At 65.5% G+C, this 14,275-nt stretch carries 12 protein-coding genes; 2 read left to right on the top strand and 10 right to left on the bottom strand.

What is annotated here, in order from left to right:
* Positions 1-41 precede the first annotated feature (41 nt).
* Complete coding sequence (locus tag FJ972_RS03845; RefSeq protein ID WP_140524496.1) at positions 42-965, top strand: hypothetical protein; 924 nt, start codon at positions 42-44, stop codon at positions 963-965.
* Positions 966-1,214: 249 nt separating this feature from the next.
* Here FJ972_RS03845 and lpdA read toward each other — a convergent pair whose 3' ends face one another.
* The 4 genes from lpdA to FJ972_RS03825 all read right to left on the bottom strand — a co-directional run bounded on the left by lpdA (position 1,215) and on the right by FJ972_RS03825 (position 6,492).
* Positions 1,215-2,612, bottom strand: a complete 1,398-nt coding sequence (lpdA, locus tag FJ972_RS03840) for a dihydrolipoyl dehydrogenase (RefSeq protein WP_140524495.1) — start codon at positions 2,610-2,612, stop codon at positions 1,215-1,217.
* Positions 2,613-2,846: 234 nt separating this feature from the next.
* A complete protein-coding gene (locus FJ972_RS03835; protein ID WP_140491951.1) occupies positions 2,847-4,226 on the bottom strand; it encodes a dihydrolipoamide acetyltransferase family protein in 1,380 nt (459 codons plus the stop codon).
* 16 nt (positions 4,227-4,242) lie between these two features.
* Entirely contained in the window at positions 4,243-5,256 is a 1,014-nt protein-coding gene (locus FJ972_RS03830; protein WP_140524493.1) for an alpha-ketoacid dehydrogenase subunit beta, read from the bottom strand.
* Positions 5,257-5,259: 3 nt separating this feature from the next.
* The gene (locus tag FJ972_RS03825; protein WP_140514092.1) at positions 5,260-6,492 is read right to left on the bottom strand and encodes a 3-methyl-2-oxobutanoate dehydrogenase (2-methylpropanoyl-transferring) subunit alpha; all 1,233 of its coding nucleotides are present in this window, start codon (positions 6,490-6,492) and stop codon (positions 5,260-5,262) included.
* 438 nt (positions 6,493-6,930) lie between these two features.
* On the opposite strand from FJ972_RS03825, the gene holA reads away from it, so the two are divergent.
* Positions 6,931-7,974, top strand: coding sequence for a DNA polymerase III subunit delta (gene holA / locus FJ972_RS03820; RefSeq protein ID WP_140524492.1), 1,044 nt, complete (start codon positions 6,931-6,933; stop codon positions 7,972-7,974).
* 50 nt (positions 7,975-8,024) lie between these two features.
* Here the strand turns inward: holA and FJ972_RS03815 are convergent, their stop codons facing one another.
* The 6 genes from FJ972_RS03815 to mnmG all read right to left on the bottom strand — a co-directional run bounded on the left by FJ972_RS03815 (position 8,025) and on the right by mnmG (position 14,095).
* Entirely contained in the window at positions 8,025-8,813 is a 789-nt protein-coding gene (locus tag FJ972_RS03815) for a DUF2182 domain-containing protein (protein WP_140524490.1), read from the bottom strand.
* 34 nt (positions 8,814-8,847) lie between these two features.
* Positions 8,848-9,474 (bottom strand): DUF1326 domain-containing protein, encoded by a 627-nt coding sequence (locus FJ972_RS03810; RefSeq protein ID WP_140524488.1) that lies wholly within the window; start codon positions 9,472-9,474, stop codon positions 8,848-8,850.
* 314 nt (positions 9,475-9,788) lie between these two features.
* Positions 9,789-10,676 (bottom strand): ParB/RepB/Spo0J family partition protein, encoded by an 888-nt coding sequence (locus FJ972_RS03805; protein ID WP_140491933.1) that lies wholly within the window; start codon positions 10,674-10,676, stop codon positions 9,789-9,791.
* Between the two features lie 57 nt (positions 10,677-10,733).
* A complete protein-coding gene (locus FJ972_RS03800) occupies positions 10,734-11,534 on the bottom strand; it encodes a ParA family protein (protein ID WP_140491929.1) in 801 nt (266 codons plus the stop codon).
* 57 nt (positions 11,535-11,591) lie between these two features.
* Positions 11,592-12,224 (bottom strand): 16S rRNA (guanine(527)-N(7))-methyltransferase RsmG, encoded by a 633-nt coding sequence (rsmG, locus tag FJ972_RS03795; RefSeq protein WP_140524487.1) that lies wholly within the window; start codon positions 12,222-12,224, stop codon positions 11,592-11,594.
* Entirely contained in the window at positions 12,221-14,095 is a 1,875-nt protein-coding gene (mnmG, locus tag FJ972_RS03790; protein ID WP_140524485.1) for a tRNA uridine-5-carboxymethylaminomethyl(34) synthesis enzyme MnmG, read from the bottom strand. Before mnmG ends, rsmG begins: the two co-directional genes overlap by 4 nt.
* Between the last annotated feature and the right edge of the window lie 180 nt (positions 14,096-14,275).

The following is a 14,275-nucleotide window of genomic DNA, read 5'->3' as shown; positions in this document are numbered from 1 at the left end:
CGTCGCTGGCCGGGCTTGCGGCGGCTGAAGGAGGAACAGTCATGACACGCCCGCTTCTTGCCAGCGCCTGCGCCCTGGCCATGACCGTGGCGACGATGGCCGGCGCGCATGCGCAGGCCGAGACGCCAGAGGCGCAGCCACCGGCGGCAAGCGAGACGCCGGCTACGGATGAGGGAGCCGCCGACGTTTCCGACGACGACAAACAGGCGCCGGTCCCGTTCGAGGGCGGCCAGTTCACCATCACCCAGCAGGAACAGTATGGCGAGAAGGTGCTTGCCTATGACGGCAAGCAGCTGGCCGGCAATTACGACGTCTTCTTCGACAAGATCGTCGAGGTCGGCGGCGTCAAGGTGGCGCTGTTCGACGTCGGCGACGGCGGCAACCAGTGCGGGCCGGCGACGGTGATCGTCTGGAAACCGGAAGGCGCGGAGATCCAGAGCACCACCGTCGAGCAGGACGAGTGCGGCGCGCCGCCCACGGCCGTCTCCGACAGCGCCATCTATTTCGTGCCTTATCTCCTTCCCGGCGATTCGAAGCCGGCATTGCAGTGGTCGCCGACATCGGGTCTGACGATCTCCGGCAATCTGACCTACATGCCCGAACCCGGCACCGACTGGAAGGACATCGATCCGTCGAAATATGACAACATCATCGACGCCTTCCACAATGAGGCCGTCTATAAGGCGGCCGAGGCGCTGCTCGGCAAGGACATGCCCGACATGGCGACCAGCCTGCTGGTCGGCGGCGGCACCGAGAAGACCGCGTCCGGCGCCTTCTACGCCAGCGGCTGCGTGCCGCATGATTGCGGCGGCAATGACGGCTTCATGGCGGTCGACCCGGGCCAGCACAAGCTCTATTTCGCCCGCCGCGGCGAGAACGGCCAGCCGGACGCCAAGCCCCCGGTGAAGACCTGGCCGGCGGACGTGAAGGCAGCGCTCGACAAGGCGATGAGCGCGGCGAATTAGAGCAATTCCGGGAAACGGTTTTCAGTCCGGAATTGCGCACCGGTGGCGGGCTAGCACCCCCCTCTGTCCTGCCGGACATCTCCCCCTCAAGGGGGGAGATTGACAGTTTCGGCGCCCCGCTCACTTGGCTACGTTGGGAAATTGGCGAAGGCAGAGGTGACGGCCGATCTCCCCCCTTGAGGGGGAGATGCCCGGTAGGGCAGAGGGGGGCAGTGCCCCGCCAACATCACCAGTTTTTGCTGTCGCGCTCTAAATATGCAGCGCGTGTCCCAGCGCCTTCAGGGCCGCTTCCTGGAAGCCTTCGCCCTGTGTCGGATGGGCATGGATGGTGCCGGCGATGTCCTCCAGCCGCGCGCCCATTTCGAGCGCCAGGCCGAAGGCCGTCGACAGTTCCGACACGCTTTGCCCGACCGCCTGGATGCCCAGCACAAGATGATTGTCCGCGCGGGCGACGACGCGGACAAAGCCATCCTCGCCAAGCCTGGTCATCGCGCGGCCATTGGCGGCGAAGGGAAACATCCCGATCTTGATTTCGCCGCCGAGCGCCTTGGCCTCTTCGGGCGACAGGCCGACGGTGACCAGCTCCGGATCGGTGAAGCAGACGGCCGGGATAGCCCGCTTGTCCCAGCTGCGCTTATGGCCGGCGACGATTTCGGCGACCATCTCGCCTTGCGCCATCGCCCGGTGCGCCAGCATCGGCTCGCCGGTGACGTCGCCAATGGCGAAGATGCCGCGCATGGAGGTGCGGCACTGCTCGTCGATGCGGATGAATCGCCCCGCCATGTCGAGGTCGATCTGGTCGAGCCCCCACCCTTCCGTCACCGGCTTGCGGCCGACCGTGACCAGGATCTTGTCGGCGGCGATCCTGGCATCCTTGCCGTCCGGGGTCTCGACCAGCAGCGCATCGCCTTTCGTCGACAGGCCCTTGGCCTTGGCGCCTGGCATCATTTCGATGCCGAGCGCCGCCAGCCGCTTGACCACCGGCCGCGTCAGTTCGGCGTCATACTGCGCCAGCACGCGCGGCAAGGCCTCGACCACGGTCACCGCCGCGCCCATCTTGGCGAAGACAGTGCCGAGCTCCAGGCCGATATAGCCGCCGCCGACCACCGCCAGCCGCTGCGGCACCTCCTTCAGCGCCAGCGCTTCCGTCGACGAGATCACCGGCCCGCCGAACGGCAGGAACGGCAATTCGACCGGCGCCGAGCCGGTGGCGATCACCACCGCTTCGGCGCGGATCACCTGGCTTCCCGTCTCGGTCTCGACCGCGACGGTCTTGCCGTCTCGAAACGTCGCCCAGCCCTGCACGGTCTTCACCCCGGCCTTCTTGAGCAGGCCGGCGACACCGCTGTTAAGCCGACTAACGATGCCGTCCTTCCAGGCGACCGTCTTGCCCAGATCCAGCGCCGGCGCGGCCACCGAAATGCCGAGCGGGCTGTTGCCGCCCGCCATCTGCGCGACCTTCTCGAACTCCTCCGCTGCATGGATCAGTGCCTTGGAAGGAATGCAGCCAACATTGAGACAGGTGCCGCCCGGCTTGCCGGCCTCGACGATGACGGTATCGACGCCGAGCTGCCCGGCACGAATAGCGCAGACATAGCCGCCCGGCCCCGCGCCGATGACCAGCAGCTTGCAGGAGATTTCTTTCATGACGTGACCCTTCGATCCGAGGAAACGCTCCGTCGAGATTCTTCGCGCCCCCCTCTGTCCTGCCGGACATCTCCCCCACAAGGGGGGAGATTGGAGGCTTCGGCGCCTCGCTCAATCCCGCAGCGCTGGTGATTGGCGAAAGCCGGCGTGACATCTGATCTCCCCCCTTGTGGGGGAGATGCCTGGCAAGGCAGAGGGGGGCGCTCTCCCGCCATCATCTCGAATGATCCACCGTCAATCCACGAAAATCAGCGCCGGCGTTTCCAGGAGCGTCTTGATGCGCTGGATGAACACCGCCGCGTCCCAGCCGTCGATGACGCGATGGTCGAAGCTCGACGACAGGTTCATCATCTTGCGCGGGATGAACTGGGTGCCGTCCCATACCGGCCGCACCATCATCTTGTTAACGCCGAGGATCGCGACTTCCGGGTGGTTGATGACCGGAGTCGTCGCCACGCCGCCCATGGCACCGAGCGAGGTGATGGTTATGGTCGAACCGGAGAGCTCGTCGCGCGTCGCGGTTCCCGACTTGGCCGCCTCGGCCAGCCTGGCGACCTCCGCGCCGCATTCCCAGATGTCCAGCGCCTCGGCGTGCTTGACGACGGGCACGACCAGTCCCGACGGCGTCTGCGCGGCGATGCCGATATGAATGCCGCCATGCTGGTGGATGATGCCGGCCTCGTCGTCGAACAGCGCATTGAGGTTGGGCTGGTCCGCGATCGCCCTGACCATCGCGCGCATCAGGAACGGCAGCAGCGTCAGCTTTGGCCTTTCTACCCCCTTGGCCGCCCGCTTCTCCTTGTTGAGCGCGGCGCGCAGATCCTCGAGCGCGGTAACGTCGACCTCCTCGACATAGGTGATGTGCGGGATGCGCGACGCCGCCAGCGTCATCTTCTCGGCGATCTTGCGCCGCAGGCCCACCACCTTGATGTCCTCGACGGCATCGTTGCGGGCGAGGCCGGATGCCTTGGCCATGTGCGGCCCGCGCGCCAGGAACGCCTCGATGTCCTCATGGCCGATGCGACCGGCCGGGCCGCTTCCCTGGACCTGCCTGAGGTCGATGCCCGCTTCCTTCGCACGCAGCCGCACGGCCGGCGAGGCCAGCGGCCTTTCACCTTGCGCACGCGGCGCGCTGTTGACCTTGGACCTGGCGCCGTCATCCTCGGGCTTGTCCCGAGGATCTACCGACCTTCCGGAACTGGTCGCGTCATATCCCTGTGGGACGGCGGATCCTCGGGACAAGCCCGAGGATGACGGCGACAGATTGGGCGATGACGGCTCCAGGTCCGAGACCGGGCGAGCCCCCGTATCATCGGAGATACTTTCAGCCGTCACTTCCGCCGGCATCGCACCGCCAACGACATTGCCCTCGCCGGCCACCTTCAGCCGCACGATGGGCGAGCCGATCGCCACCGTGTCGCCGATATCGGCGCCCAGCCACAGGATCTCGCCGTCGACGGGGGAAGGGATCTCGACCGTGGCCTTGTCGGTCATCACGGCGGCAAGCATCATGTCCTCGCGCACGATGTCGCCGACCTTGACATGCCATTCGACGAGTTCCGCCTCGGCGACGCCCTCGCCGACATCGGGCAGCTTGATGATGTGTTCGCCCATGTCGGGCCTCCCCGTTCTAGGCTTCCAATGTTTCCGTAAGCGCCCGGCCGACGCGGGCCGGACCGGGGAAATAGTCCCATTCCTGCGCATGCGGATAGGGCGTGTCCCAGCCGGCGACGCGGGCCACCGGTGCCTCCAGATGGTAGAAGCAGTTTTCCTGCACAAGCGCGACCAGCTCCGCTCCGAAGCCGGAGGTCAGCGTCGCCTCGTGCACCACGACGCAGCGTCCGGTCTTCTTCACCGACGCCACGATGGTGTCGAGGTCGAGCGGCAACAGCGTCCTGAGATCGACGATCTCGGCATCGATGCCGGTCTCCTCGGCCGCCGCCTGCGCGACATAGACCATTGTGCCGTACGCCAACACCGTGACGGCGGAGCCGGCCCGGCGGATCGCGGCCTTGCCGAGCGGCACGGTGTAGTGGCCGTCGGCGACCTCGCCCAGCTCGTGCTTCGACCACGGCGTCACCGGCCGGTCGTGATGGCCGTCGAAGGGGCCGTTGTAGAGCCGCTTCGGCTCGAGGAAGATGACCGGGTCGGGATCCTCGATCGCCGCGATCAGCAACCCCTTGGCGTCATGCGGGTTCGAGGGCACGACGGTCTTCAGCCCCGACACATGGGTGAACAACGCTTCCGGGCTTTGGCTGTGCGTCTGGCCGCCGAATATGCCGCCGCCCGTCGGCATGCGCACCACGATCGGGCAGGTGAAGTCGCCGTTCGAGCGGTAGCGCAGCCTCGCGGCTTCCTGGGTCAGCTGGTCGTAGGCCGGGTACATGTAGTCGGCAAACTGGATCTCCACGCACGGCTTCAGACCATAGGCGGCCATGCCGATGGCCGAGCCGACAATGCCGGATTCATTGATCGGTGCGTCGAAGCAGCGGCTCTTGCCGTATTTCGCCTGCAGGCCTTGCGTGCAGCGGAACACGCCGCCGAAAAAGCCGACATCCTCGCCGAACACCACCACTTTCTCGTCGCGCCCCATCGACACGTCCATCGCGTCGCGAATGGCCTCGATCATGGTCCGCCTCGGCATGGCTCAGACCCCCGCCTGCTGGCGCTGGCGCCGCAGATGCGGCGGCATCTCGGCATAGAGGCCCTCGAACATGTCGCGCGTCGACGGCTTGCCGCCGGCGTGCAGCGTGCCGTGGCTTTCGGCTTCCTTCTGCGCCGCGATCACCGTGTCGAGGATTTCCGCTTCGGCCTGCTTGTGCCGCTCCTCCGACCAGACGCCGAGCCGGATGAGATGGTTCTTCAGCCGAACCACCGGGTCGCCGAGCGGCCAGGCATCGGATTCGGTCTTCGGCCGGTAGGCCGAGGGATCGTCCGAGCTCGAATGCGCGCCGGCGCGGTAGGTGACATATTCGACCAGCGTCGGCCCCAGGTTGCTGCGCGCGCGCTCGGCCGCCCATTTCGCCACGGCGTGGACGGCGAGATAGTCGTTGCCGTCGACGCGCAGCGCCGGGATGCCGAAACCCAGCCCGCGCGCGGCGAAAGTGCCCGCGCCGCCGCGCGCTATGCCTTGAAACGTCGAGATTGCCCACTGGTTGTTGACGACATTGAGCACCACGGGCGCCTTGTAGGTCGAGGCGAACACCAGCGCCGAATGGAAGTCGGATTCCGCCGTCGAGCCGTCGCCGATCCAGGCCGCGGCGATCCTTGAGTCGTTCGAGATCGCCGAGGCCATCGCCCAGCCGACCGCCTGGATATACTGCGTCGCCAGATTGCCCGAGATCGAGAAGAAGCCGTGCTCCTTGGACGAATACATGATGGGCAATTGCCGGCCCTTCAGCGGGTCGGCCTCGTTGGAATAGATCTGGTTCATCATCGTGACCATCGGGTAGCCGTCGGCGATGAGCAGCCCGGCCTGCCGATAGGTCGGGAAATTCATGTCGCCGGGGGCGAGCGCCTTGCGGAAGGCGCAGCTCACCGCCTCTTCGCCCAGATGCTGCATGTAGAAGGAGGTCTTGCCCTGCCGCTGCGCCATCTGCATGCGCGCATCGAAGGTCCTCAGCGTCATCATGTGGCGCAGGCCTTCGAGCAGTTCCTCGTCGGAGAGCAGCCCCGCCCACGGCCCCACCGCCTCGCCGGCGCGGTTCAGCACCCGGATGATCGAGAAGGCCATGTCGCGGATGGCGCGTGGATCGACGTCGATTTCGGGGCGCGGCACCGAGCCGGCGGCGGCGATGGTCACGTTGGAGAAATCAGGCGTGCCGCCCGGCCGCACCTCGGGCTCCGGAACATGGAAGCGCAACATCCCAGCATCGGCCATGACCTTCGTCCTCCATGTCGCCCGGCACCGATATTTGCATATCCGCGCCGCCAGTGCGAATTCACCGGGCAAGCCTCCGGGCATCGGGCCGGCCAAGCCGGCCGATACAGCCTGCCGCGCACCAAGATGAAGATATGTCGGCGAAATTTCTTGTCGATGTTGGGCGGCGCCGCGCAATTAGGCGCAAGGTCGCGTGAGATTTGTCGCCAGATAAGGTGATTGTTTGGCAAGTTTGGCTGCCGCGCCCACTTCACGCCTGCGGAAGGAGAGGAGAATCGCGGGTCCGCCAAACGTGGCGCCCTTCCTCTCCCCCGTCGATCGGGGGAGAGGTGTCGAGCGCAGCTCGACGGAGTGGGGGTCGATCTTCCCTCGAAGCAGTCCTTCGGAGTTGAACTGGAAGACGTTCACTCCGCCCCAACATCATGCTAACCACCCTCGATGGCACAGAAGAAAGCATACGAAGTGGATTCCTGGCTCGCGAAGCCGGACCCGCGCATGGCGATCGTCCTGCTTTATGGCCCCGATCGCGGCCTTGTCTCGGAGCGCGCCAAGGCTTTTGCCGCCGCGACCGGCCTGCCGCTCGACGACCCCTTCTCGGTGGTCAGGCTCGACGGCTCCGAAGTCGAGCGCGACGAGGGCCGGCTGCTCGACGAGGCGCGCACCGTGCCGATGTTTTCCGACCGCCGCCTGCTGTGGGTGCGCAATGCCGGCGGCCAGAAGGCGCTGGCCGACGACGTCAAGGCGCTGACGGCGGAGCCCGTGCGGGACGCGATCATCCTCATCGAGGCCGGCGATCTCAAGAAGGGCGTCGGGCTGCGCGCCGTCGTCGAGGCGGCCGACAACGCCATGGCGCTGCCCTGCTATGCCGACGAGGCCAGGGACATCGATGCCGTGATCGACGACGAGCTGCGCAAGACCGGCGCGACGATGACGCTTGAGGCAAGACAGGCGCTGCGCCGCAATCTCGGCGGCGACCGGCTGGCCTCGCGCGGCGAGATCGACAAGCTGCTGCTTTATGTCCATGGCCAGAAGGAAATCGGCCTCGACGACGTCAGGGCGATGTCCGGCGACGTTTCCGGCGCGTCCTTCGACGATGCCGTCGACGCGCTTCTCGAAGGCAAGGTCGGCGAGTTCGACACCGCCTTCACCCGCCATTGCCAGGCAGGCGGCCAACCCTTCCTGGTGCTGTCCTCGGCGATGCGGCAGTTTCAGGCGATGCAGTCCATGCGCGGCCAGATGGAGGCCGGCGGCCGCAATGCCGCGTCGGTGGTGGCGGCGGCGCGCCCGCCGGTTTTCTTCTCGCGCCGCAAGCTGGTGGAGAAGGCGCTGGAACGCTGGAGCGTCGAGGCGCTCGGCCGCGCGCTGACCCGGCTGCAGACCGCCGTGCTGCAGACGCGGCGAAGGCCGGACCTGTCGGTGGCGCTGGCAAGGCAGGCGCTGCTCGGCATCGCGGTGGAAAGCGCGAGGCTGGCACAGCGTTAGGCCCTTTCGGCACCGGGCGCCTGCCTCCGTTGGTCAATTCCCTCCGTTGGTCAATTCATTGTCATGGCGCCTACCGGCTCAAAGGTCGGCAGCGCCTGTGGAAAGACCAGCACCGCCGCGCCATAGAGCAGCAGAGCGATCCCCGACAGCTTCGCGATCCCATTTCCAGACGGCAGGGTCTTTTCCGCGAATATCAGCAAGGTGACCACGGCCATTGCGGCAACGTTCATGATCCCGAGAGGAAAGAGGGCGAGAAACAGAAGCCAGCAGCAGCCCAGGCAGAAAAGTCCATGCTCAAGGCCCATGCGAACCGCGCCCCAGTAACCATCGCGCCATGAGGTCAGGATGAAGCCGATCGGCGTGCGGCATTTGGCCAGACACAGATCCTTCAGTGGGGAAAGTTGATAGGCGCCCCCAAGCATCAGCAGCGCGCCGCCGAAACGCGCGGCCGTCGCCGTGGACAATCCCACATGCCCGGCGAGCATCTCCGCACCCGCCGCGCCGGCAAAGGCGATAACGCCCATCACGCCCCAGACCAGCATGTACCCGGCCACGAACACCCAGCTCGAGACAAAGGTCTCGCCCCGGCCCCGTTTGCCCGCCTGGACCCGGTGAAATGTCAGGATCATGGGTGCGGCCGTCGGAAACATCATGGCAATCATCATGATCATCCAGACGGCAAGAAACAGCGGCGCCTTCATGCCCATGGTGAGCGAGTACATTTCCATGCGCATGTCCGCGCCCATGCCCGCCTGCTGCCGGATGAGCAAGGTCCATGCCGCCGCCGCGATAGCGATCAGCAGCGCGAGAATGATGTATCGCTGCAACGTCTGCACCATGGACGAAGTACGTCCCGTACCATGCGGCCAACGGCTACTGCTGGCCAGACCAGTTGATCGGGGCGTAGTGTCCGTTTCGGCGGGAATTGTCCCAGCTCATGCCATGGTCGCTGAATGTACTGCCTTCCGCCCCCATGGCCAAGGCGAGCCAGTCGGGATTGACGGGATGGCCGGTGGCCGCCCACATCTGCCCGTCCTCGCGCATCGTCGGCAGCGGCTCGACCGCCATCCGCATGACGCCGGCAATCTCCGCCGACCGCTTCTTGCCGTCTATCCGGTAGCTTATTGGTACCTTCTTGGCGCCGAGATTCGTGCCGATCAAGGGTGCCAGCACCGCCATCGGGCCGCCCGCGACGCCAGTGAAGATGGCGCCTAGCGCCTCTGTCTGCCTGTCATCGGCCCGTTCGTCGATATAGGCGGCGGCCGTCCAATTGCCGTCTGCCATCGGACCCGGCGTGTGGGCAACCATGGCGACGCTGAGCCCATCCAAACGGACGTCGCCGTAACTGCCCGTATCGATATGAAAGACCAGGCCGACGTCGCAAACGCCGTTCGTCGGCCTTGATGTCAGCTGCGCGTTGGTGGACAGCAGGCAAGGACACACGACATCGCAGCTACAGTTTTCGAAGTAACTTCCGGACAATTGCCAACGGACTGCCATTTGCACCTCCCATTTGCGTCAGGCGCGCGTCGGCATATTGCTTTGGCGAGGCGGTGCCATTTCACGCCTGTTGCAGGAATGGCAGATAGCCCTCGCCGCGACTGACCGGCACGCTAGGGCAATTAATTTAAGCCTTGTCTAATAGAGGTTACGCCGTTGCCGGGCACTGTCAAGCCGCGAGCGCGGCTGGCGACGGATGCCGATGGCGCTGCTTTTTCGCCAATCGCCAGCGCTTCAAACGAAAGGGCTGGCGGACAGCCAGCCCTCGTTTTCCCTGCGTTGTAGCTTCCGCTTTGTTGAAGTTCGCCGGCTAACTACCGCTCTTGTTTCAATCTCCGACACAGCTCGTCAAGCTGCTCCAGCGTCCGGTACGCCACGCGAATCTCGCCGCCTTTGTTCGTGTGGTCGATGGTCACGATCATGCCGAGCGTGCCGGTCATCAGCTTTTCCAGCGCCAGCGTGTCGGCGTCTTTTTCCGGCGCGCTTTTCGCCTGCTTCGGCTTCGCCGGGGTCGGACCGGCCGGCATCTGCGCCAGCGCTTCGGCCTGGCGCACCGAGAGCCCTTCCTCGACGATGCGCTTGGCAAGCCCTGCCGGGTCCTCCGCCGTCACCAGCGTGCGGGCATGGCCCGCCGACAAGGCCCCGTCGACCAGCATGTCGCGGATCACGTCGGGCAGCTTCAGCAGCCGCAGCGTGTTGGCGACATGGCTGCGGCTTTTGCCGATGACCTGGCCGAGATCGGCCTGGGTGTAGCCGTGATCGTCGATGAGCTGCTGATAGCCGAGCGCTTCCTCGACCGGGTTGAGGTCGGCGCGCTGGACGTTCTCGATGATTGCCAGTTCCAGCGCCGTGCGGTCGTTGACCTCGCGCACGATGACCGGGATCTCGGTCAATCCGGCGCGTTGCGCGGCACGCCAGCGCCGCTCGCCGGCGATGATCTCGTAGCGCCCGGCCTGCGACGGCGAAGGCCGCGCCACCACCGGCTGCACCACCCCATGCTCGCGGATCGATTGCGCCAGGTCGGTCAACTCGGCGTCGCCGAAATGCCGGCGCGGGTTTTTCGGATTGGGCGTCAGGAACTCGATCGGTACCTTGCCGTCGGCACTCATCCCGGGCTTCTCCGGCGCGCTCGGACGGTCGATCTCGCCGATCAGCGCCGCCAGCCCGCGGCCCAGTCTCTTTCTCGAAAGGTCTTCGCTCATTTCGGTTCCAGATTGTTTCGGTATCGAATCGGCTTTTGCTCCATGCGCGGCCGCTTGTTAAGCGGCGCGCAATTTACGCTCGCGGCGGATCACTTCCGACGCAAGCTGCAGATAAGCCTGGCTGCCGGAGCATTTGAGGTCGTAGAGGATCGCCGGTTTGCCGTAGGACGGCGCTTCAGACACCCGCACATTGCGCGGAATGATGGTCTCGTAGACCTTGTCACCCATATGCTCGCGCACGTCCTGCACCACTTGGTTGGCGAGGTTGTTGCGGCCGTCATACATGGTCAGCACGATGCCCTGGATGGTGAGATCCGGGTTGATCGAGCGGCGCACCTGCTCGACGGTTTCGAGCAGCTGGCTGAGACCTTCCAGCGCGAAGAACTCGCATTGCAGCGGCACCAGAACGGAATCGGCCGCCGCCATTGAATTCAAGGTCAAGAGATTGAGCGACGGCGGACAGTCGATCAGCACATAGCCAAACCCGGCCGAACGCGCCGATGCGGCGCGCAGGGCGTTGCGCAGCCGCAGCACCCGGTCCGGCGCCGAGGCGATCTCCATCTCGATGCCGAGCAAATCGAGGGTCGACGGCACGATCGACAGGCCGGGCACCGCCGTCGGGATCGCCGCCTCCTCAAGCTCCAGCTCGCCGGTCAGCACGTCATAGGACGACACCGTGCGGTCCTTGCGGTCGATGCCGAGGCCGGTGCTGGCATTGCCTTGCGGATCGAGGTCGACGATCAGCACCTTCTCGCCGATCGCCGCCAGCGCGGTGGCCAGGTTGATGGCGGTGGTGGTCTTGCCGACACCGCCCTTCTGGTTGGCTACGGTGATGATTCGAGGGCCGTTCTTCATCATGGGTCTATGCCAGGAATTCATTTTGGGTCGCCAACACGGATTCGGACAGGTCTTTGTTCAGACAGGTCGCACATTGGACAGTTCAAGGATGACGCCGCCAGGGTCGGTCATGCTTGGATGTTCTACCAGATCGAAGCTCCAGCGGTTAACGCTTTCTTGCACTTCGGCACGGTAATCCCGGCCTTTGTGGAACAGCCCGCGCGCGCCTGATGTCAGCCACGGCCCCGCCAGCTCAAGCAAGGTCGAAAGCGGCGCCAGCGCCCGCGCCGTGACGATTTCCGGTGCCGAAACAAGCGCATGGCTGTCATCGATGCGGCGCGCGACGACACGCGCCGGCAGACCGAACTGGCCGACGACGGCTTGCAGGAATCCCGCTTTCTTGCGATTGCTTTCGACCAGGTCGATGCTGGCGCCGTCACGCTCGGCAAGCAGGAACGCCAGCACCAGTCCCGGAAATCCGCCGCCCGAGCCGATATCGACCCATCGCCGCGCTTTGTCCTCGATTCGCCAGAGCTGCGCGCTGTCCAGTATGTGGCGTTGCCAGACATCGCCTGCTGTCGACTGCGCGACAAGATTGATGCTGCGATTCCATTTCTGGAACATCTCTTCGAACGCCACCAGGCGATCGAATGTTTCACGTGAAACCGGACCGGCGGCGTTGCGCAGGCTCTCCCAGGAGGCAGCGCTCACGCGACGTCCCTTTGCGCGCTCTCGGAATGCCTGACATGAGCGACGATGATGGCCAGCGCCGCTGGCGTCATCCCTTCCATGCGCTGCGCGTCGGCAACCGAACGCGGTCGCCGCGCATGCATCTTCTGCTTCAGCTCGTTCGATAGTCCCGGCACCTCGGCGAAGTCGAGCGACTCGGGGATGAGCCGGCTTTCCTCGTGCCGGATCTGGGCGACGTCGCTCTTCTGGCGATCGAGATAAACCGAATATTTCGCTTCCGTTTCGAGGCGCTCCGCCGTCCTGGCGTCGATCGTCCCGAAATTCCCATCGATTCGGGCCAGCCAAGCCACGTCGACGCCGGGATAGGCGAGCAGCTCATAGGCGGATCTGCGCACGCCGTCGCGATTGACCTCCAGCCCGTGGCGCGCCGCCTCGTTGGGTGTCAGCTTTACGCCGAGCGCCAGCCGGCGCGCTTCCGCGAGGCGCTGCTCCACCTCGCCGAACCGCTGCATCCGCCGGGCTGACGCTATACCCAGCCTTGCAGCCAGCGGCGTTAGCCGCTCGTCGGCATTGTCGGCGCGCAGCGAAAGCCGGAATTCGGCGCGCGAGGTGAACATGCGGTAAGGCTCACTGATGCCGCGGCTGGTCAGATCGTCGACCATGACGCCGATATAGGCTTCGGTGCGGCTGAGCACGACTTGCTCGCTGCCCGACGCCCGCCTTGCGGCATTGAGGCCCGCCAGCAGACCTTGCGCGGCGGCCTCCTCATAGCCGGTCGTGCCGTTGATCTGCCCGGCTAGAAACAGGCCCCCGACGCGCTTCGTCTCCAAGGTCGGATGAAGCTCGCGCGGGTCGACATGGTCGTATTCGATGGCATAACCGGGCTGCAGCATCACCGCTCGGTCCAGCCCCGGGATGGTCTTCAAGATTTCGAGCTGAACCTCCTCCGGCAGCGAGGTCGAGATGCCGTTGGGATAGACCGTGTCGTCGTCCAGGCCTTCCGGCTCGAGAAAAATCTGGTGGCCTTCGCGGTCGCCGAACTTGACGATCTTGTCTTCGATCGACGGACAGTAGCGCGGCCCGACGCCTTCGATCGAACCCGAATACATGGCCGAGCGCCCGAGATTGGCGCGGATCAGTTCATGCGTGGCCGCGGTCGTGCGCGTGATGCCGCATTCGATCTGCGGCGTCTCGATGCGGTCGGTCAGCAGCGAGAACGGCACCGGTTCGTCATCCGCCGCCTGGCTTTCCAGCGACGCCCAGTCGATGGTGCGCCCGTCGAGGCGCGGCGGCGTGCCGGTCTTCAGCCGGCCGAGCTTGAAGCCTGCGCGGCTCATCGTCGCCGACAGCCCTAGGCTCGCTTGTTCATTCATGCGGCCGGCGACAATCTTCTTCTCGCCGATATGGATCAGCCCGCGTAGGAAGGTTCCGGTGGTCAGGACCACCGCGCCGCTGGCAAGGCGCCGGCCATCGGCCAGGAGAACGGCGCGCAGGCATCCCGAATCGTCGATGTCGAAGTCGAGCACCTCGCCCTCGATCACATCGAGACCGTTCTGCTGCCGGATCGCTTCCTGCATGGCGAGCCGGTAAAGTTTCCGGTCGGCCTGGGTGCGCGGGCCGCGCACGGCCGGCCCCTTGCGCCGGTTGAGCAGGCGAAACTGGATGCCGGCGGCATCCGCCACCCGGCCCATCAGCCCGTCCATGGCGTCGATCTCGCGCACCAGATGGCCCTTGCCGAGCCCGCCAATGGCCGGATTGCAGGACATCACGCCGATCGTGTCGAAACGCAGCGTCACCAGCGCTGTCCTGGCGCCCGCACGCGCAGCCGCGCTGGCCGCCTCGCTGCCCGCATGGCCGCCACCCACCACAACCACATCATAGTGATCGGTCATTTCAAAACGCCCTGGATTCGAAGTTTGGTGGAGAGATGTCCCCGCAGCGGGACGGTGTCAAGAAACTTCGCGGGAGTTTCACGTGAAACAGGACGGCGAGCCTCATTGTAGTGTTTCACGTGAGTCACGTGTATCGACCGCCGGCGCCGCCCCCCGGCGCCGTGTCGGCACTTCTCCCTG

It is taken from the genome of Mesorhizobium sp. B2-1-1 (assembly GCF_006442975.2).
In the GTDB taxonomy this organism is placed as follows: domain Bacteria; phylum Pseudomonadota; class Alphaproteobacteria; order Rhizobiales; family Rhizobiaceae; genus Mesorhizobium.
The sequence above is the reverse complement of the archived record's forward strand: the minus strand, read 5'-3'. Positions and strand labels throughout refer to the sequence as shown.

What these genes read in the sequence shown, in the direction of transcription:
- FJ972_RS03845 (WP_140524496.1), top strand. Translation starts at nt 42, where the DNA reads ATGACACGCCCGCTTCTTGCCAGCGCCTGCGCCCTGGCCATGACCGTG.
- FJ972_RS03825 (WP_140514092.1), bottom strand. Translation starts at nt 6,492, where the DNA reads ATGGCCGATGCTGGGATGTTGCGCTTCCATGTTCCGGAGCCCGAGGTG.
- mnmG (WP_140524485.1), bottom strand. Translation starts at nt 14,095, where the DNA reads ATGACCGATCACTATGATGTGGTTGTGGTGGGTGGCGGCCATGCGGGC.
- FJ972_RS03810 (WP_140524488.1), bottom strand. Translation starts at nt 9,474, where the DNA reads ATGGCAGTCCGTTGGCAATTGTCCGGAAGTTACTTCGAAAACTGTAGC.
- holA (WP_140524492.1), top strand. Translation starts at nt 6,931, where the DNA reads ATGGCACAGAAGAAAGCATACGAAGTGGATTCCTGGCTCGCGAAGCCG.
- FJ972_RS03800 (WP_140491929.1), bottom strand. Translation starts at nt 11,534, where the DNA reads ATGATGAAGAACGGCCCTCGAATCATCACCGTAGCCAACCAGAAGGGC.
- FJ972_RS03830 (WP_140524493.1), bottom strand. Translation starts at nt 5,256, where the DNA reads ATGCCGAGGCGGACCATGATCGAGGCCATTCGCGACGCGATGGACGTG.
- lpdA (WP_140524495.1), bottom strand. Translation starts at nt 2,612, where the DNA reads ATGAAAGAAATCTCCTGCAAGCTGCTGGTCATCGGCGCGGGGCCGGGC.
- FJ972_RS03815 (WP_140524490.1), bottom strand. Translation starts at nt 8,813, where the DNA reads ATGGTGCAGACGTTGCAGCGATACATCATTCTCGCGCTGCTGATCGCT.
- FJ972_RS03805 (WP_140491933.1), bottom strand. Translation starts at nt 10,676, where the DNA reads ATGAGCGAAGACCTTTCGAGAAAGAGACTGGGCCGCGGGCTGGCGGCG.
- FJ972_RS03835 (WP_140491951.1), bottom strand. Translation starts at nt 4,226, where the DNA reads ATGGGCGAACACATCATCAAGCTGCCCGATGTCGGCGAGGGCGTCGCC.